The following is an 18,600-nucleotide window of genomic DNA, read 5'->3' on the forward strand; positions in this document are numbered from 1 at the left end:
CAAGTAAGACTTTAACTTCACCTTGTAAAGTTTGTGTCTACTTCGTTGCCGGAAGCGTGATGGTCGCCGCGAACGCAGCGACCTCGGCCGATTACTTGCGAGCAGTGACCACGGTCGGTGCCATGGCGAGTGCACGCTTGGCTTCGATGAAGGTCTTGCTCCAGTAGCTGTCACCCAGGCTGTCGATGCGAACACCGCCGCTGCGACGACTGCTGGAGTGAATGAACTGGTTGTCGCCCAGGTAGATCCCGGCGTGACTGACACGACCGCGACGACCATTGGTGGCGAAGAACAGCAGATCGCCCGGCTCAAGGTTGCTGCGCGACACGAGTGGCGCATCGACGTTGATCATTTCGCGAGTCGAGCGTGGCAGGTTCATGCCGGCTTCTTCACGGAACAGATAACCGATGAAACCGCTGCAATCGAAACCGGCTTCAGAAGTACCGCCGAAACGGTAACGAGTACCGATCAGGGACATGCCGCGTTCGAGGATGCTGTCGGCCAGAACAGGAAGCTGATAAGGCTTGCTGCCGTTGAATGCGTTGAGTTCTTTTTCGGTGTCCAGCTCTTCCTGGTAAATAACGGAGGACTGGGCAGTAGCAGAATTTTTAACCTGTTGAGGCTGCTCTTGAACCGGAGAATGAGCAGCGCAACCGAACAACAGGGTGACGAGTGCGAGAGGCACGAGGGGTGCGAAGCGCTTTAGCATGGGCACGACCGTGGCTGATAGTTGTAAAGAAGCCGAGACTATGCCCGCTATCAGCCTCATTTGCAAATTCAATCGATCTTTTTGTGACTTCCCGGTTTCTCGTTTACATCTAAGCGCTTAAGCCCGTTTGGGCCGTTTGGCAGCCTTCACAGCATGCTCGACAGCGGATTTTCTGGCGCCTGGAATATGCCGGATCGCGCTGAAAGCCGCGCCGTTACCAGCCCAGCGTTTCCTTGAGAAAGGGAATGGTCAGTTTGCGTTGCGCCTGCAACGAGGCCTGATCGAGCTGTTCGAGCAGCTCAAACAACGCACTCATGCTGCGAGTGCCGCGAGTCAGAATGAAATGCCCGACCTCGTCGGTCAGGTGCAGACCACGCCGCGAAGCCCGCAATTGCAGCGCACGCAGTTTGTCTTCATCGGAGAGCGGACGCATCTGGAAGATCAGCGCCAGGGTCAGGCGCGATTTCAAGTCCGCGAGCTTGACCGGCAATTCGCGCGGCGACGTGGCGGCGGCAATCAGCAGACGCCGACCGCTGTCACGCAGACGGTTGAACAGGTGAAACATCGCCTCTTCCCAGTCCGCCTTGCCGGCGATTACCTGCAAGTCATCCAGGCAGACCAGTTCGTACTGTTCAAGGTTGTCGAGGATTTCGACGCCGCGATCCATCAACTCGGCCAGCGGCAGGTACACCGCCGGTTCGCCCATCTGCTCGAAACGCAGGCACGCCGCTTGCAACAGATGCGTACGCCCTACGCCGTGCTTGCCCCACAGGTAGATCAGACTTTCTGTCCAGCCGGCGTCGGCTTCGCATAGGCGCTCGACATAGCCGAGTGCAGCGGCATTGGCGCCTGGGTAGTAGTTGATGAAGGTGGCGTCGTCACGCAGACGCACACCTAGGGGCAGCTGAATCGGTTTCATGCTGACTGAACAGTTCCCAAGGAACCGTTAGTGGCCTCTGTGTAAAGTTTGCGAAGTTTATACCCGTGAAGCTGAGCGCACAATGCGACAGAGTCCAAGCAAAATCAAAGGTTTGCGTTAACACACTGGTTTCATGAAGATTCTCTGACGCCAGCGCCCGCAGGACGCGGGCCAGCCCGACGATTCGCCGGGCCGCCCTGCGCCCTTACAACTGCGGCTCGTCCACGCCGCTGTAAATGTCCGAGTCCTTGTACAAGTCGTGCACATGGCGCACCAGCACCATGATCACCGCCGCCACCGGCAGCGCCAGCAGCACACCGGTAAAGCCGAACAACTCACCGCCGGCCAGAATCGCAAAGATCACGGCAACCGGGTGCAGGCCAATGCGGTCGCCGACCAGCAACGGTGTCAGCACCATCCCTTCCAGCGCCTGGCCGACCATGAACACCGCGACAATCCCGATCATCGGGTACAGGTCGCCACCGAACTGGAACAACCCGGCAATCAGCGCCGCGCCAATTCCGATCACAAATCCCATGTACGGCACGATCGCCGCCAGCCCCGCGATGAGGCCGATCAACAGCCCCAGCTCAAGGCCGACGATCATCAGGCCGGCAGCATAGATCACCCCAAGCGCAACCATCACCAGCAACTGCCCGCGCACAAACGCGCCGAGGACTTCATGGCACTCCCCGGCGAGCGAAACCACGCGCGCTTCGCGATCACGCGGCAACAGGCTGCGGATCTTGCCCATCATCACGTCCCAGTCGCGCAGCAGATAAAAACTCACTACCGGGATCAGCACCAGGTTCGCCAGCCAGCCGATCAGCGCCAGGCTCGACGCCGTCGCCTGACTCAGCACCACACCGACGATGTCAGTGGTCTGCCCCATGTGCTCGCTGATTGCCGCCTTGACCTTGTCGAACTTCCAGAAGCCGTCCGACAAGCCCAGCTTCGCCTGCGCCCACGGCACAGCGCTGTGCTGCAACCAGTCGAGCATTTGCGGCGCCAGCTCATAGAGGCGTAGCAACTGCTTGGCGAGCATCGGCACCAGCACCAGCATCAACGCCGTGACGATCAAGGTGAACAAGGCGAAGACCGAAATCACGCCCCAGGTCCGGGACAGACCGAGTCGCTCCAGGCGATCGACCAGCGGGTCGAACAGGTACGCGAGCAGCAGCGCCACCAGAAACGGCGTGAGGATCGGGTGCAGCAACCAAACAAACGCGCAAAGCAGGACTACCCCACCGAGCCAGAACCAACGCTGCGTATCGGCCATTTACCACTCCTGATGCTTCTATATAAGGAAAGACTTACCAGCGAAACCGCAAGGACGGCGCCGCCGCTGTCGGGGTTGGTGGCGTCACCGCGGGCGCACCCTCAACCGCAGGCTGCGCAGGTGCCACCGGAGCCGGCGCTTCGGCAGGCAGCTCCTGCAACTTCGCCAGCGACAGCTGCGCACGCATCTGCTCGGCACTGCCATTGACCCGATACACGATACGATCGCCATCGACACTTTGCAGACGCACGCCAAACGGTTCGAGTAACCGCAACAGCGCCGCGTAGCGTTCAAGATTCATCCCTTGCACCTCCAGCGTCTGCTGGCCCGATGCGCCGGGTCTGGCAGCGAAGCGCGGCGCCAGCCGTTCGGCGACCGCCAGCATCACCGCATCGGCAACGGCGGCCTGATCGGCGCCCTGCACGCTGCCCGCCTCTTTCTGCTCGCCCAGCCACAATTGCCATTTGGCTTGCCACTGGCCGCCGTCCTCACGTGCATGCACCGCAAGCAAAGCGTCGGCGTTATAGCGCTCCGATGCGCTGCGCAAAGGCGCCGGATCCGCGCCGTCCAACACAGGCGCCGTCGCCACCAGTTGTTCGCTCAGATCCGCCAGCGGCAACCGCAACGGCAAACCGCGATGTTGAGCCGCCGTGCGCAACGGCGCGGCGGCTGCCTGACCGTCACCGACCAGGCTCGAACTGTCTGCCGAGTCATTCAGCCACCAGCTCAGAATCGACGGGCGACTGGCGCCCCACAACGACAGCCCCGCCCGGCGCAGTGCCTGTTCGGTGCTCGCCGGATCGAAATCGACCTTCAGCACCTCCGGCGGTCCGGCGTCAAAACCGTATTGACTGATGATCTGCTGCGGATCCTTGCGAATCGCCGCCAGACCCGGGTTCTGCGCAGCCTTCGGATCGCCGGTCAGACGCAACACCAGCGTATCGAGCGCCGCCTGCGTGGCGCGGTCGCGCTCTTGCGGCGCCTGGCCGCTGACCGGCTGACGCACTTGATAAAGGCCTTTGAGGTTTTCGGCGTGACCCGCCAGGCTGACCAGAGACAAGCAACCTACAAGCAACAATTTACGCAAACGCATGGAGTATTCCCGTCGACAGGAGCGGCTGGAACAGGCCGCGTGAACCGATTGAGCAAGGCTTGTGACCTTCAGCCGTTGCAAAACATTCACACGGCGGCGGTAAGTTTTTGCACAGTGATAACGATAGACGGTTAATTGCCACACCTTATACAGGCAGTCACAGGGCTCAATTGCAAAAAATTTCCGTGGATTATGGCCCTGCCCGTCGGTGCGAGGATGGCCGCTGCCCCTCAAGCCTGATAAAATCGCGCGCCTTCGCAGACCGGCAACAGCCGTGCACCTCGAAACTCGCGTGAGGCCATCGCCCCATCGGTTTCGACGTTCGCGCTGAACTCGGTCGTTACCCCCTGAATCCCCTCCCCTAAAGGCCTGGATCATGAGCAAGCAACCCTCCCTGAGCTACAAGGACGCCGGTGTAGACATCGACGCCGGTGAAGCATTGGTCGAACGCATCAAGAGCGTCGCCAAGCGCACTGCGCGCCCGGAAGTCATGGGCGGCCTGGGCGGTTTCGGCGCCCTCTGCGAGATCCCGGCCGGCTACAAGCAGCCTGTGCTGGTGTCCGGCACCGACGGCGTCGGCACCAAGCTGCGCCTGGCGCTGAACCTGAACAAGCACGACAGCATCGGCATCGACCTGGTCGCCATGTGCGTCAACGACCTGGTGGTCTGCGGTGCCGAGCCGCTGTTCTTCCTTGATTACTACGCTACCGGCAAGCTGAACGTCGACACCGCCGCTCAGGTGGTCACCGGCATCGGCGCTGGCTGCGAACTGTCGGGTTGCTCGCTGGTTGGCGGTGAAACCGCTGAAATGCCAGGCATGTACGAAGGCGAAGACTACGACCTGGCCGGTTTCTGCGTCGGCGTGGTGGAAAAATCGGAAATCATCGACGGCTCGAAAGTCGCCACCGGTGACGCGCTGATCGCCCTGCCATCGTCCGGGCCGCACTCCAACGGCTACTCGCTGATCCGCAAGATCATCGAAGTGTCCGGCGCCGACATCGAAAACATCCAGCTCGACGGCAAGCCGCTGACCGATCTGCTGATGGCCCCGACCCGCATCTACGTCAAGCCGCTGCTCAAACTGATCAAAGACACCGGCGCAGTCAAGGCCATGGCCCACATCACTGGCGGCGGCCTGCTCGACAACATTCCGCGCGTTCTGCCAAAAGGCGCCCAGGCGGTTGTCGACGTCGCCAGCTGGGCTCGCCCGGCGGTCTTCGACTGGCTGCAAGAGAAAGGCAACGTTGACGAAACCGAGATGCACCGCGTGCTGAACTGCGGCGTCGGCATGGTCATCTGCGTGGCGCAGGAACACGTTGAAGTGGCGCTGAGCACCCTGCGTGACGCCGGCGAACAGCCATGGGTCATCGGGCAGATCGCTGCAGCGGCCGAAGGCGCTGCCCAGGTCGATCTGAAGAACCTTAAGGCTCATTAATGTCCGCAACCTGTGATGTCGTGGTGCTGTTGTCCGGCACCGGCAGTAACTTGCAGGCTCTGATCGACAGCACGCGGACCGGCGACAGCCCGGTTCGCATCGCTGCGGTGATTTCCAACCGCGCCGACGCCTACGGCCTGCAACGCGCCCGCGATGCGGGCATCGCCACCCGCTCGCTGGATCACAAGACGTTCGAAGGTCGCGAGGCCTTCGATGCCGCGCTGATCGAACTGATCGACGAATTCCAGCCGAAACTGGTGGTGCTGGCCGGCTTCATGCGCATTCTCAGCGCAGATTTCGTCCGCCACTATCAGGGTCGCCTGCTCAACATTCACCCGTCGCTGCTGCCCAAATACAAAGGGTTACACACTCACCAACGGGCGCTGGAGGCCGGCGACACGGAACACGGCTGCTCCGTGCACTTCGTTACCGAGGAACTCGACGGCGGACCACTGGTCGTACAGGCAGTATTACCGGTAGAGTTGCACGACACGCCGCAGAGTCTGGCGCAGCGAGTGCATGTTCAGGAACACCTGATCTACCCGATGGCCGTACGCTGGTTTGCCGAAGGCAGGCTGGCACTCGGGGAGCACGGTGCTTTACTCGACGGTCAGTTACTCGCGGCCAGCGGCCACTTGATTCGACACTAGGAGATATTATGCGTCGCGCCCTGCTCTTCGCTTGCGCTCTGCTCGCCCTGCCCTTTGCGCAGGCAGCGGACCTTCAACCGTTCTCCGCCAGCTACACCGCCGACTGGAAACAGCTGCCCATGAGCGGCACTGCCGAACGCAGCCTGACCAAGGAAGCCAACGGCGTCTGGAAACTCAGCTTCAAGGCGTCGATGATGATCGCCAGCCTGACCGAAGAAAGCACCCTGACTCTGGACAAGGACACCTTGCTGCCACAGTCCTACCACTTCGAACGCGGTGGTCTGGGCAAAGCGAAAAAGGCCGACCTGGATTTCGACTGGGCCAACAAACTGGTCACCGGCACCGACCGTGGCGACCCGGTGAAGATCCCGCTGAACCGTGGCATGGTCGACAAGTCCACCTATCAACTGGCGCTGCAACATGACGTGGCGGCCGGCAAGAAGACCATGAGTTATCAGGTGGTCGACGACGGCGAAGTCGATACGTATGACTTCCGCGTGCTGGGTTCGGAAAAAGTCGAAACCAAGGCCGGTCAGATCGAAGCGATCAAGGTCGAGCGCGTGCGCGACCCGACGCAAAGCAAGCGCATCACCGTCCTGTGGTTCGCCAAGGACTGGGATTACCTGCTGGTACGCCTGCAACAGGTTGAAACCGACGGCAAGGAGTACAACATCATGCTCCTCGACGGTACGGTCAACGGCAAGGCTGTCAAAGGCAGCTGATCCGAAGCAAGAACAAAGAGCCCCGCGAATGCGGGGCTTTTTTTCGCCTGGAAATCCAACTGGGGCCGGACGCAACCTTGTAGGAGTGAGCCTGCTCGCGATAGCGGACCGTCAGACAGCACACCATCGAATGTCAGAAAGCAATCGCGAGCAGGCTCACTCCTACAAAGGGCAGCGCTGCTTAGACCGAAAACCTCGCCACCAGCGCATTCAAATCCACCGCCAGCCGCGACAACTCCTGACTCGCTGCACTGGTCTGATTGGCCCCCGCCGACGTCTGCGTCGCCAGATCACGAATATTCATCAGGTTGCGATCCACTTCCCGCGCCACCGCTGCCTGTTCTTCCGAGGCGCTGGCAATCACCAGGTTGCGCTCGTTGATCAGCGTAAACGCCGAGGCAATTTCCTCCAGCGCAGCTCCGGCCTCCTGGGCCAGGGCCAGTGTCGAACGGGCCCGGGCATTGCTCTGCTGCATCGAGCTGACCGCCGAATCGGTGCCCTGTTGAATGCCGCCAATCATCTGCTCGATTTCCTGCGTGGACTGTTGGGTACGATGGGCCAGCGCGCGCACCTCATCGGCCACCACCGCAAACCCGCGCCCGGCATCACCGGCCCGCGCCGCCTCGATCGCCGCGTTCAGGGCCAACAGGTTGGTCTGCTCGGCAATCGAGCGGATGACATCCAGCACCTTGCTGATGCCATGAACCTTTTGCGCCAGATCCTCCACCCGGGCCGCGTTATGGGTCACGTCCTCGGCAAGGTATTCGATCGACGACACGGTCTGCTGCACTTGCTCGCGGCCATGCTGGGCGATGCGATCAGACTCGCGGGAGGCTTCGGAGGTGGCCACAGCGTTGTTTGCCACCTCCTCGACCGCCGCCGTCATCTGGTTGACCGCAGTAGCCGCCTGTTCGATTTCCTGACTCTGCTGGTGCAGACCGCGCGTGGCGTCTTCGGTGACGCAGCTCAGCTCTTCAGAGGCCGAGGCCAATTGGCTGGACGACTCGGAGATGCGGCGGATGGTGTCGCGCAGATTGTGCTGCATGCTTTTCAGTGCTTGCAGCAAGCGCGCTGGCTCGTCTTTGCCGGCGATGTGGATATCGCCGGTCAAATCACCGCCCGCGACGACCTCAGCCACGTTGAGTGACTGGGTCAAGGGCACGACGATGCTGCGCGTCAGCAACAATGCCAGGCCGATGGTGACTAACGCAGTCATCGCGATCATCACCCCGACCCAGACCCTTGAATGACTGAACACCAAGCGTGCCGCCTCGGTGGCAAGGTTGGCATTGTGTTTATTCAGGTCAACCAGCTCGCGCAGGGTGACGGCGATTTCGTCGGCCAGCGGGCTCATCTGATCATTGAGAATCGCTGACGCTTCGGCGACCCGATTCTGCGCCGAGAGCTGCACTACCTGGGCCTGAAGCTCAAGGTATTTGTGCTCGGCGACCTTGAAGCGGTCAAACAGCACGCGCTCCTCAGGCAGTGCGATCAGCCCGTCATAATGCTGCTGCGCCTCACTCAAGCCATTGCGCAGCTCATTGAGCTTGGCGACGTTTTGCTCCAATGCCTTGGGATCACGGTTGAGCAGCAGGCGCATGGTCAAGGCGCGCAGACGCAACATGTCCTGACTCATCTCTCCGACCGCCATTACGCTGGGCAGCCAGTTATTGTCGACCTCGTCGGACTGCGCACGCATGTTCGACATTTGCAGCAGCGCAAATGCCCCGAGGGCAAACACCATCAATGCCAACAGGCCAAAACCCAGGCCGGCGCGCGGGGCGATATTGAGACTACGGATATTCATCGTTGTGGCTCCTTCCAAAGACGCTGCATCAGCCTGCAGCGGGTTGCTTTAGAAGGTATCGGCACTGCCCTGAAATTGCGTAAGACGAAAAGGCGATAGGGAGACGAACGGCTAGTTCGAACCGGAGAACTCGACGTTCAGCGCTGATCAGCGGTTTTGCCTGTATTGCGAGGCAATATCGCCAGGAAGTTGTCCCTTGCAACTTTCCGCGCCACCGCTTCCGGCAGCGCATCGAGAAACGGTCGGTAGCTGTGCATTTCCTGACCGAGCTTGTTGAACCGTCCCACCACGTCAGAGCCGAGCATAAAGCGATCCGGATACTTTTCCACCAGCGCCAGCCATTCCGCGCGAGGCTTGCCCTGCTCGTCCAGCAGATACGGCGTGAGCATGCTCCACGACAGGTCGATAAACAGATTCGGATAGGCTTCCAGCAAGCGTGTCAGGGTCGGCAGCAGAAACGGCAACTGTGTCTGGTGCCGATGGATTTCGGCGCTCGTGCCCGCGTGCGCCCAAATGAACCGGGTGTGCGGGTGGTTGCGCAGCGGTTCCTCTACTTCTTTCAGGTACAGCGGATTTTTCTCACGCTTGGAAGTGATGTTGGAATGCAGCATGACCGGCAGATCGTTCTCGGCGGCCAGGTGATAAATCCTGGTCATCGCTTCATTGTTGGCCCGCGGTGTGTCACCTGAGGTCAGCGCCGTCAGGTCGTCATGCCGGGTGAACACTTCGCCAATGCCCTGCCACAGCCCCGGGTAGAGGTCGAGCATGCGCTGAATGTGCGCGGCGGAATTCTTGTCGTTGGGATTGAAACCGGAAAGAAACGGATGAAAGTACTGGCGCTGCTCAGGCGGGAGTTTTTGCACCGCATCGGCCACGATGACATCAGTGGCGCTGTACCAATAGGCATCGGCGTCATCACCCGCGTAGTAGCGAGGGCGCTTGGGCTCGTCTTCGTGCCATTTCTTCGCCACGGGGATGCCGGAAATCATCACGTGCTCGATGGAGTTTTCTTGCATGGCCGTCAGCAATTTCTGCATGCCAGCGGTTTCCTGGAAAAAATCCACGTAATGCAGATGCGCATCGCTGTAGGTGTATTCACGGGCGCTGGCACTGGCGGCAAATACCAGCAGGCAGGCGAGACTCAAACGAGACAAGGACACAAGTAATCTCCGGCAGATGGGCATAGCCTAGACCGTGCCCGGACGACAAGGGTTCATCCCGCAGGGAAAGCGGAACGCGTACCGGTGGGAATGTTCTATAACTGCAAGACCCTGTTCCCTCGAACGACTCTTCCTACTGCCTGTGAGGTTCCCATGACTGTTACCGTCAATACCGTCTCTGCCGAAGGTTTTCGTCACACCGTGCAGATCGATGACCACGAATTATTTGCCGACGTGCCGAAGACGGCCGGCGGCGAAGGTACCGCGCCCGAGCCGCACGATTACTTCGACGCTGCATTGGGCGCCTGCAAAGCCCTGACCCTGAAGATGTATGCGAAGAAGAAAGACATTCCGCTGACCGGCGTCGGTGTCGAAGTAAAACGTGACAACAGCGAAGAACAGAAAGGCAAATACGCGCTGCACGTCACCCTTACCCTCAAAGGCGTTCTGACCGACGCCCAGCGCGAAGAGCTGCTGCGCGTCGCCGATCGCTGCCCGATTCACAAGCTGATGACCACCAGCGAAGTGACCATCGAAACCCATGCGCCTCAAGGCTTTGACAGCCAGTAATCCTCCTGTTGCCAGCGGCGGGTTATGCTTCTGGCATTACCCGCTCAGCCTGGAATACCCCATGGACACGCAACCCCTGATCATCCGCCCGCGCGCCGAAGACGTCGAAGGCCAGCCGATTCTGCGCCCGCTGCCGTCAGCCAAATGCCGCAGCGTTGGCCCATTCGTGTTTTTCGACTACATGCTCGAAACGGTTTATCCGACGGGCAAAGGCATGGACATCCGACAGCACCCGCACATCGGCCTGTCGACCCTCACTTATTTGTTTCAGGGGCAATTGCAGCACAAGGACAGTCTTGGCTCCGATCAGGTGGTCAGCGCTGGCGATGTCAGCTGGATGACTGCCGGCAGCGCCATTGCCCATGTCGAGCGCACGCCTGCACCACTGCTCGCCGAGACCTTCACTCTGCACGGCTTGCAAGTCTGGCTGGCCTCGCCCAAGGCGCACGAACAGGGCCCGGGGCATTACAGCCATCACCCGGCGACAACATTGCCGGTCAGCGATAACCTCGGCGTGCAGATTCGGATGATCGCCGGATCAGGCTTTTGCCTGGAATCGCCGGTACCGGTGCTTTCTCCTACGCTGTACGCCGAAGTGAAGATGCAAACCGCTACCACACTGCTGATTCCGACCGAGCATGCGGAGCGGGCGGTGTATGTGTTGAGTGGTGATGCGCAGTTGAATGGCGAAACGATCGAACCACATACACTGGTGGTGCTGCCCGCTGGCGAAGAAATGAGTCTGTTTGCCGAAAGCGATGTGCACGCCGTGGTATTCGGCGGCGCGCCGCTGGACGGGCCGAGGCGGATCAACTGGAATTTCGTTGCCAGTGATCCGGCGGCGATTGATGAGGCACGGCGCAAGTGGGCAGCCAGGGATTGGCCGACGGTGCCGGGGGAAGTTGAGCGGATTGAACTGCCCTGAGATCTCCATCGTCTGGAAAATTGTTATCGCGAGCAGGCTCACTCCTACAGGGGAGCGCATTCCACTTGTAGGAGTGAGCCTGCTCGCGGAGAGGCCCTTACAGACACTGCACAAGCCAGCGTCTGGAAGCAAAATCAGCCCTTGAACACCTCGTCCAGCAAATCATGCATCGACTTGAACGCCCGCTTGGCGGTCTTCTCGTCGTACATCATCTTGCCCGGCACATTGGCGTGCGGATCGGTAAACGAGTGCACCGCACCGCCGTAGCTCAGCAGTTGCCAGTCCACGCCCGCCGCATTCATTTCATCTTCGAACGCTGGCAGTTGCTCTTTCGGCACCAACGGATCGGACGCGCCATGCAGCACCAGCACCGAGCCCTTGATGTTCTGCGCATCCGCAGGATTCGGTGAATCCAGCGTACCGTGGAACGACACCGCCGCTTTGACCGGCGCGCCGGTACGCGCAAGATCCAGCGCGCAGCAGCCGCCAAAGCAGAAACCGAACACCGCCAGTTTCGAGGTATCCACCGCCGCCTCGCCCTGCGCTTGCAACTGCTCGAAGGCCACTTGCAGACGTTTGCGCAGCAGCGCACGGTCGTCCTTGAGCGGCATCATCGCGGCAAGCGCCTGATCGGCGTTTTGCGGACGCACAGCCTGACCATAGACATCAGCGATCAATACCACGTAGCCCTTGGCCGCCACCGCTTTGGCGATTTCTTCGGCACCGGCGCTGACGCCCATCCAGTTCGGCGCCATCAACAAACCCGGGCGCGCGCCTGCGTGCCCGGTGTCGAACGCCAGCCGACCTTCATAAGGTTGACCATCAATCTGATAGACCACGGAACGTACAGTGACTTGGCTCATTTCTGACTCCTGATTGCTTAAACACCAGAATGAAAAAACCCGCCGAAGCGGGTTTTTCCTACAACGTGATCAAACCGACAGTTCAACCAGCAGCTTGTTCAGACGACGTACATACGCCGCCGGGTCTTTCAGGCTGTCGCCCGCCGCGAGGGCGGCCTGATCGAAGAGGATGTGCGACAAATCGCCAAAACGCTCTTCGTTCTGCTCGCCATCGAGTTTCTCGATCAGCGGGTGGTTCGGGTTGAATTCGAAGATCGGCTTCGAATCCGGCACTTTCTGCCCGCTGGCTTCGAGGATCTGGCGCATTTGCAGGCCCAGGTCCTGTTCACCGATGGCCAGAATGGCCGGCGAATCGGTCAGACGATGGGATACGCGGACTTCAGCCACGGAATCGCCCAGCGCGGTTTTCAGACGCTCGACCAGACCTTCTTTGGACTTGGCGACTTCTTCTGCGGCTTTCTTGTCCTCTTCCGAGTCCAGGTTGCCCAGATCAAGATCACCGCGCGCCACATCGACAAACGTCTTGCCGTCGAACTCGCTGAGGTAGCTCATCAGCCACTCGTCGATGCGATCGGTCAGCAGCAGCACTTCGATGCCTTTCTTGCGGAAGACTTCCAGGTGCGGGCTGTTCTTGACCTGCGCGTAGGTTTCGCCGGTGAGGTAGTAGATCTTGTCCTGGCCTTCCTTGGCGCGGGCCAGGTAATCAGCCAGACCGACAACCTGTTCGCCGTCGTCACCGTTGGTCGATGCGAAACGCAGCAGACCGGCAATTTTCTCTTTGTTGGCGAAGTCTTCTGCCGGGCCTTCTTTCATGACCTGACCGAAATTCTTCCAGAAGCCCTTGTATTGCTCAGGCTCGTTCTTCGCCAGTTTTTCCAGCATGTCCAACACACGCTTGGTCAGCGCTGTTTTCATCGAGTCGATGATCGGGTCTTTTTGCAGGATTTCCCGCGACACGTTCAGCGACAGGTCGTTGGAATCAACCACACCTTTAATGAAGCGCAGGTACAACGGCAGGAACGACTCAGCCTGATCCATTACAAACACACGCTGCACATACAGCTTCAGGCCTTTCGGCGCTTCACGCTGGTACAGGTCGAACGGTGCACGGGCCGGTACGTACAGCAGCGAGCTGTACTCAAGCTTGCCTTCGACCTTGTTATGGCTCCAGGACAACGGATTTTCGAAGTCGTGAGCGATGTGCTTGTAGAACTCCTGGTATTCCTCGTCCTTCACTTCGGTGCGCGGACGGGTCCACAGGGCACTGGCGCGGTTGACGGTTTCCCATTCAACGGCTGGAGCCTCTTCGCCTTCGGCCGGAGTGACTTCCTTCGGCAGTTCGATCGGCAAAGCGATGTGGTCGGAGTATTTCTTGATGATGTTGCGCAGACGCCAGCCATCGGCGAATTCGTCTTCACCGGATTTCAGGTGCAGAACGATGCGGGTGCCGCGCTCTGGCTTGTCGATGTTGGCAACTTCGAACTCGCCCTCGCCTTTCGACGACCAGTGCACGCCTTCGCTGGCGGCAGTGCCGGCACGACGGCTGTAGACATCAACCTTGTCGGCGACGATGAAGGCCGAGTAGAAGCCAACGCCGAACTGGCCGATCAGGTGCGAATCTTTCTTCTGATCGCCGGAAAGATTTTTCATGAAATCGGCGGTGCCGGATTTGGCGATGGTCCCCAGGTGGGTGATCACATCGTCACGGTTCATGCCGATACCGTTGTCTTCGAGGGTGACGGTCTTGGCGTCCTTGTCGAAGCTCACACGGATTTTCAGGTCAGCGCCACCTTCGAGCAACTCAGGCTTGGCCAGGGCTTCGAAGCGCAGCTTATCGACAGCGTCAGAGGCGTTCGAGATCAATTCGCGAAGGAAAATTTCCTTATTCGAATACAGCGAATGGATCATGAGGTGCAGCAGTTGCTTTACCTCGGTCTGGAAGCCCAGGGTTTCCTTTTGAGTTTCCACACTCATGGTCATCAAACTCCAATCAGATGGCATTGGCCGCGACCCGAATGGTCGGCGGCGGGTTGTCATCAGAGTTGGGGGCGCTGTTCAGGATTTCAAGGGCTCATCGATTTTGAAGTGTGCGCGCGCGGTGGCGATCGGTTCGCCCTCAGTGCTTTGCCAAGCAGTGATCGCGACGTTGGCCACGCGCCGCCCTTGCCTGCACACCTGACACCTGGCCCAAGTGTCGCGAAACTGCCCGGCGCGCAGGTAATCGAGGGAAAAGTCGATGATCTTCGGCACCCCTGGCGTGCCGGTAAAAATCAGCAGATGCAGGGCCGCGGCCAGCTCCATGAACCCGGCAATCACCCCGCCGTGGATCGCCGGCAATAAAGGGTTACCAATGTTGTCTTTGTTCGCCGGCAACTTGAACAGCAGCTCATCGCCTACTCGCGAGCATTCGATGCCGATCAGTCCGGCGTAAGGAATCAATGCCAGCAGCGGTGCGTAATCGCCCTGCGCGTGGGCCTGCTGCAGCTGCGCCTTGAGGTCATGGCTCATTGGTTGGCACCCTTGATCGTGCCAGCGAAGCCTTTGCTGCCCTTCAGACCAATCCCCATGCGCATAAACGTGCCGACGACATGGGCGATCGGCTGTTCGGGATCGTCCTGGTAGGCGAAACCTCGGGCAAAGATCACATCGGTGGTGACGCGGTAGCACTGCGCAAAGCCATACACGGCTTTGTTCGGTTCGGCGGCGTGCATGTAGTCGATGCGCAGGTCGAGGGTCGGGCAGACTTCAAACTCCGGCAGTACGCATAAAGTCGACATACCGCAGGCGGTGTCCATCAATGAAGTGATGGCGCCGCCATGGATAACCCCCGTGTCGGGATTCCCGACGATTTTATGGCTGTAAGGCAACATGACTGTCAGCCCTTCGCTGGAAGCACTGTGCACTCGCAGGCCCAGTACGTGACAGTGACGCAATGCCGATAAAAAGCGCGTCGCACGCTCAAAAACGGGGTTTTCGGCCATCTGATAATTACTCGCGTTTGGGCCTTGTGCCAGTATTGAGAAAAGCGGCAAAAGTTCCGTGATAAAACAAACTTATATATCTGAAACAAATGAGGAACTTAACCTGTAGCGCCGAGTTCTTAAGGCCAGTAGTTATTTTCCATAAGGAGAAACACCCCATGCGTAAGACTTTAGCTATTGCCTTGATGTTGACCGCTTCCCTCGGTCTCGCTGCCTGCGATAAAAAATCCGAGGACAAAGCTCAAGATGCCAACCAACATGCTGAGCAGGCTCAGCAAGACATGAACAAAGCTCAGGATAAAGTGAACGACGCAGCAAAAGAAAACGCCGAAGCTGCCAAAGCTCAGGCTGAATCGAACGCCGCAGCTCAAGATGAAGCCGCCAAAAAGCAATAAGCTTTCTGGTGTGAAAAGAAAACCCGCCAAGTGCGGGTTTTCTTTTGCCTGCGATTCAGCAGCCTTAGAGCAAGACGGTTTTAAAAGTCGGACTAATCATCAGCAACAACGAACAGACGAAGCCGACTAGCCACATCAGGCTGCGCAACTTCGGCAGGTCGGCCAGGTAGAACCAAACGTAGAGAATCCGCGCGAGTACAAAGATGATCGCCAACGCATCGATCAACCAGCCCGCCGTTTGGGTGGTGTGCGCCATCAGTACACCGACCGCGAACAACACGAACGCTTCGATGCTGTTTTGATGGGCCGCCAGCGCCCGTGCGCCATAACCGGTGAGTTGCGCCTGTTGCTGACGCGGCAGGTGGTTGTTGTAACCGCCCTGCTCTTTCATCGCTTTGCCCACCGGCATGCGCGCGATGTAAATCAAAAGGGCGCTGATCAACACGCACCAGAACGGAATACTCATCAAACAATTTCCTTATTCGCTTCGGGCAATGGCGCCTCTGTAGGGGTATAGACCATCACGTCAAGCACGTCGGAATGAAACTCGCGGCGATACAACACCACCACGACCCCTGCACTCATGATCATGAACAGCCACGGGCTGACGAACCACGCCAGCATGCTCATGCCGAAGTAGTAAGAGCGCAAGCCGAAGTTGAACTGGTTGGCGGCCATCGAGATTACCCGCGCCGCCCGCGAAGCGAAGGCCTTGCGTTCTTGCTCGGTCACTTGGCGCTCGCCGATCATCGGCGCCGAACCCACCAGAATCGCCGCGAAGTTGTACTGGCGCATGCACCAACTGAAGGTGAAGAAGGCATAGACGAACACCAGTGCCAGACACAGCAGCTTGATCTCCGACATGCCCTGGGACGCCTGCTGAATCATCGGAATATCCGCCAGCAGCGACACCGCCCGCTCCGACGCGCCAAGCACGGTGAGAATACCGGCAAGAATAATCAAGGTACTTGAGGCGAAGAACGAGGCGTTGCGCTCCAGATTGCCAATCACGCTGGCATCGGCGATGCGGTTGTCACGCAACAACATGCGGCGCATCCAGTCTTCGCGATACAGGTGCAGAACGCTGGCCAGACACGCCGTGTCGCGGGCCTTCCAGGTGGCATAACGGGTGTAACCGCCCCAGCAGATGACAAACCAGACGGCGGCGAGCAAGTGGATCAGGTTGGCTTGGATGAACGACATGCAATTCCTTGTGAGATGTAAACGCTATACACCTGTAGGAGTGAGCCTGCTCGCGATAGCGGTTTGTCATTCAATACTGAAGTGACTGAGAAACCGCTATCGCGAGCAGGCTCACTCCTACATAAAAGCTAAGCAACCCTTCGACGTTAGCTCAGCAAAAAAGACACTGCCTCACGCGCATAAAAAATGCCCCGTATCGATTGATACGGGGCATTTCTGTTTAACCGTGCCCGACCCGCTTGTGGCGGATCAAACCACGTCAGGCAGTGACTTCGCTGCGCTTGCCCAGCAGGCGATCACACACCACTGCGACCACCAGTGTCATCACGCAAGGCACCAGCCACGCCAGACCCTGCTCACTCAGTGGCAAATGGGTCAGCTGCGACGGCATCCAGTCAGCCAGACCCGCTCCTTTGAGCGCATCGATGCTGCCGAACAGGAACGACACCAGCATCACCGGACCAAGAATGCGCCCGTGCTCATGCCAGAAGTCCTTGCAGAAGCTCAACGCCACCAGAACGATGCACGGCGGGTAGATCGCCGTCAGCACCGGAATGGAGAAGGCAATCAGCTTGGTCAGGCCCAGGTTGGACACCAGCAGCGAGAACGCCGCCAGAATGATCACCAGGGTCTTGTAGGACAGTGGCAACACGCGGCTGAAGTATTCGGCGCAGGCGCAGGTCAGGCCAACCGCCGTGACCAGACACGCCAGCGAGATCAGCACCGCGAGGAAACCGCTGCCCAGCGAACCGAAGGTGTGCTGCACGTAGGCATGCAAGACCGCCGCGCCGTTGGTCGCACCGACCGCCACTTCATGGCTGCCGGAACCGAGGCGGAACAGGCTGACATACACCAGCGCCAGCCCGACGCCGGCAATCAGCCCGGCGATGATTGCGTAACGAGTGATCAGTGCAGGCGATTCGACGCCACGGGAGCGGATCGCATTGACGATAACGATACCGAACACCAGCGCGCCGAGGGTATCCATGGTCAGATAACCATTGATGAAACCTTGGGAGAACGGTGCTGCGACGTATTCCGGGGTGCCGTGACCGATATCGCCGGCCGGCAAAGCGAACGCGGCGATGCCCAGCACAGCCAGGGCGATGATCTTCAGCGGCGCGAGAAAACGACCGACTGTGTCCAGCAAACGCCCAGGGTAGAGCGAGATGAAGAACACCAGCAGGAAGTACACCGAGCTGTAGAGAAACAGTGCCAACGGGCTCTCGCCGGTCAACGGCGCCAGACCCACTTCGAACGATACGGTTGCCGTCCGCGGCGTGGCGAACAGTGGACCGACGGCCAGGTAGCACGCAGCGGCCAAGATGCCGCCGGCAATCTTGCCGATCGGGCTGCTTAGCGCGTCCATTGCTCCGCCGACCTTGGCCAGCGCCACCACCGTGACCACTGGCAAACCTACGGCAGTGATCAGAAAGCCCAGCGCGGCCATCCAGACGTGCGGGCCGGCCTGCAAGCCAACGATCGGCGGAAAAATGATGTTACCGGCCCCAACGAACAGGGCAAACGTCATAAAACCAAGTGCCAGGATGTCCTGACCTTTCAAAACTTTCATTAAGGTAATACCACACTACTGAAATCGGAATTTAGAGGGGGATTGCCCTGTGGGATTAGGGAAATGCTGTCGATCCGTATGGGACTGACCCTTAAAGCGCGTGGCTGCCTTGTGGGCGGCGGACGCAAAAATGGCTGCCAGCCTAACGAATTTGGCTGACAAACGCACTGTTAGAGGGCGAACTATCCGATACGCGACGTTTCCGTGTCGCGTTTACATAAGAAAAGCAGCTGCAAGCTACAAGTTTTGAGCTGCAAGACAAAAAGCTTGTCGCTTGAAACTTGCAGCTTGAAGCTGCCCTGAAACGACAAAGGCC

19 protein-coding genes are annotated in these 18,600 nt (G+C 59.3%); 6 read left to right on the forward strand and 13 right to left on the reverse strand.

Annotation, left to right across the window (positions count from 1 at the left end; all coding sequences use genetic code 11):
- Positions 1-91: 91 nt before the first annotated feature.
- From HU743_RS22740 to HU743_RS22755, 4 genes are all read right to left on the reverse strand, one after another.
- Positions 92-709, reverse strand: coding sequence for an NlpC/P60 family protein (locus tag HU743_RS22740; protein ID WP_186551027.1), 618 nt, complete (start codon positions 707-709; stop codon positions 92-94).
- Between the two features lie 214 nt (positions 710-923).
- Positions 924-1,628, reverse strand: coding sequence for a DnaA regulatory inactivator Hda (gene hda / locus HU743_RS22745; protein ID WP_186551028.1), 705 nt, complete (start codon positions 1,626-1,628; stop codon positions 924-926).
- A 205-nt stretch (positions 1,629-1,833) separates the two neighbouring features.
- On the reverse strand, positions 1,834-2,907 hold the full coding sequence (locus HU743_RS22750; RefSeq protein ID WP_186651357.1) for an AI-2E family transporter: 1,074 nt from the start codon (positions 2,905-2,907) through the stop codon (positions 1,834-1,836).
- Positions 2,908-2,941: 34 nt separating this feature from the next.
- Positions 2,942-4,000, reverse strand: a complete 1,059-nt coding sequence (locus HU743_RS22755; protein ID WP_186651359.1) for a DUF2066 domain-containing protein — start codon at positions 3,998-4,000, stop codon at positions 2,942-2,944.
- Positions 4,001-4,376: 376 nt separating this feature from the next.
- Between HU743_RS22755 and purM the strand changes: the two genes are divergently transcribed.
- From purM to HU743_RS22770, 3 genes are read left to right on the forward strand one after another with little or no spacing between them, the layout of a single operon-like run.
- Positions 4,377-5,435, forward strand: a complete 1,059-nt coding sequence (gene purM, locus HU743_RS22760; protein ID WP_186651361.1) for a phosphoribosylformylglycinamidine cyclo-ligase — start codon at positions 4,377-4,379, stop codon at positions 5,433-5,435.
- Entirely contained in the window at positions 5,435-6,085 is a 651-nt protein-coding gene (gene purN, locus HU743_RS22765; RefSeq protein WP_186551032.1) for a phosphoribosylglycinamide formyltransferase, read from the forward strand. Before purM ends, purN begins: the two co-directional genes overlap by 1 nt.
- A gap of 8 nt (positions 6,086-6,093) precedes the next feature.
- On the forward strand, positions 6,094-6,807 hold the full coding sequence (locus HU743_RS22770) for a DUF3108 domain-containing protein (RefSeq protein ID WP_186551033.1): 714 nt from the start codon (positions 6,094-6,096) through the stop codon (positions 6,805-6,807).
- A gap of 181 nt (positions 6,808-6,988) precedes the next feature.
- Here HU743_RS22770 and HU743_RS22775 read toward each other — a convergent pair whose 3' ends face one another.
- Together HU743_RS22775 and HU743_RS22780 are read right to left on the reverse strand one after the other, a co-directional pair.
- Positions 6,989-8,614, reverse strand: a complete 1,626-nt coding sequence (locus HU743_RS22775) for a methyl-accepting chemotaxis protein (RefSeq protein WP_186651363.1) — start codon at positions 8,612-8,614, stop codon at positions 6,989-6,991.
- 137 nt (positions 8,615-8,751) lie between these two features.
- Entirely contained in the window at positions 8,752-9,774 is a 1,023-nt protein-coding gene (locus tag HU743_RS22780; RefSeq protein ID WP_186620328.1) for an amidohydrolase family protein, read from the reverse strand.
- Between the two features lie 153 nt (positions 9,775-9,927).
- Between HU743_RS22780 and HU743_RS22785 the strand changes: the two genes are divergently transcribed.
- Positions 9,928-10,344: an OsmC family protein gene (locus HU743_RS22785; RefSeq protein ID WP_186551036.1), complete on the forward strand. Its 417-nt coding sequence runs from the start codon at positions 9,928-9,930 to the stop codon at positions 10,342-10,344.
- A 61-nt stretch (positions 10,345-10,405) separates the two neighbouring features.
- Positions 10,406-11,269: a pirin family protein gene (locus HU743_RS22790; protein WP_186651365.1), complete on the forward strand. Its 864-nt coding sequence runs from the start codon at positions 10,406-10,408 to the stop codon at positions 11,267-11,269.
- Positions 11,270-11,403: 134 nt separating this feature from the next.
- On the opposite strand, the gene HU743_RS22795 is transcribed toward HU743_RS22790, so the two are convergent.
- From HU743_RS22795 to HU743_RS22810, 4 genes are all read right to left on the reverse strand, one after another.
- Positions 11,404-12,132, reverse strand: coding sequence for a dienelactone hydrolase family protein (locus HU743_RS22795; protein WP_186651367.1), 729 nt, complete (start codon positions 12,130-12,132; stop codon positions 11,404-11,406).
- Positions 12,133-12,201: 69 nt separating this feature from the next.
- A complete protein-coding gene (gene htpG / locus HU743_RS22800) occupies positions 12,202-14,106 on the reverse strand; it encodes a molecular chaperone HtpG (protein WP_186651369.1) in 1,905 nt (634 codons plus the stop codon).
- Positions 14,107-14,187: 81 nt separating this feature from the next.
- Entirely contained in the window at positions 14,188-14,640 is a 453-nt protein-coding gene (locus HU743_RS22805; RefSeq protein WP_186551040.1) for a PaaI family thioesterase, read from the reverse strand.
- Complete coding sequence (locus HU743_RS22810; RefSeq protein ID WP_186651371.1) at positions 14,637-15,113, reverse strand: PaaI family thioesterase; 477 nt, start codon at positions 15,111-15,113, stop codon at positions 14,637-14,639. Before HU743_RS22810 ends, HU743_RS22805 begins: the two co-directional genes overlap by 4 nt.
- 158 nt (positions 15,114-15,271) lie before the next feature.
- Here HU743_RS22810 and HU743_RS22815 point away from each other — a divergent pair, with 158 nt between their 5' ends.
- Positions 15,272-15,508 (forward strand): hypothetical protein, encoded by a 237-nt coding sequence (locus HU743_RS22815; protein WP_008082962.1) that lies wholly within the window; start codon positions 15,272-15,274, stop codon positions 15,506-15,508.
- A 64-nt stretch (positions 15,509-15,572) separates the two neighbouring features.
- Here HU743_RS22815 and HU743_RS22820 read toward each other — a convergent pair whose 3' ends face one another.
- The 3 genes from HU743_RS22820 to brnQ all read right to left on the reverse strand — a co-directional run bounded on the left by HU743_RS22820 (position 15,573) and on the right by brnQ (position 18,284).
- On the reverse strand, positions 15,573-15,974 hold the full coding sequence (locus HU743_RS22820) for an MAPEG family protein (protein ID WP_186651373.1): 402 nt from the start codon (positions 15,972-15,974) through the stop codon (positions 15,573-15,575).
- Positions 15,974-16,711, reverse strand: coding sequence for a DUF599 family protein (locus tag HU743_RS22825; protein WP_186551043.1), 738 nt, complete (start codon positions 16,709-16,711; stop codon positions 15,974-15,976). The genes HU743_RS22820 and HU743_RS22825 overlap by 1 nt, the downstream gene beginning before the upstream one ends.
- A gap of 259 nt (positions 16,712-16,970) precedes the next feature.
- The gene (gene brnQ, locus HU743_RS22830; protein WP_186551044.1) at positions 16,971-18,284 is read right to left on the reverse strand and encodes a branched-chain amino acid transport system II carrier protein; all 1,314 of its coding nucleotides are present in this window, start codon (positions 18,282-18,284) and stop codon (positions 16,971-16,973) included.
- Positions 18,285-18,600: the final 316 nt, after the last annotated feature.

This window comes from Pseudomonas sp. SWRI99, assembly GCF_014270125.1.
Classification (GTDB): domain Bacteria; phylum Pseudomonadota; class Gammaproteobacteria; order Pseudomonadales; family Pseudomonadaceae; genus Aquipseudomonas; species Aquipseudomonas hamedanensis.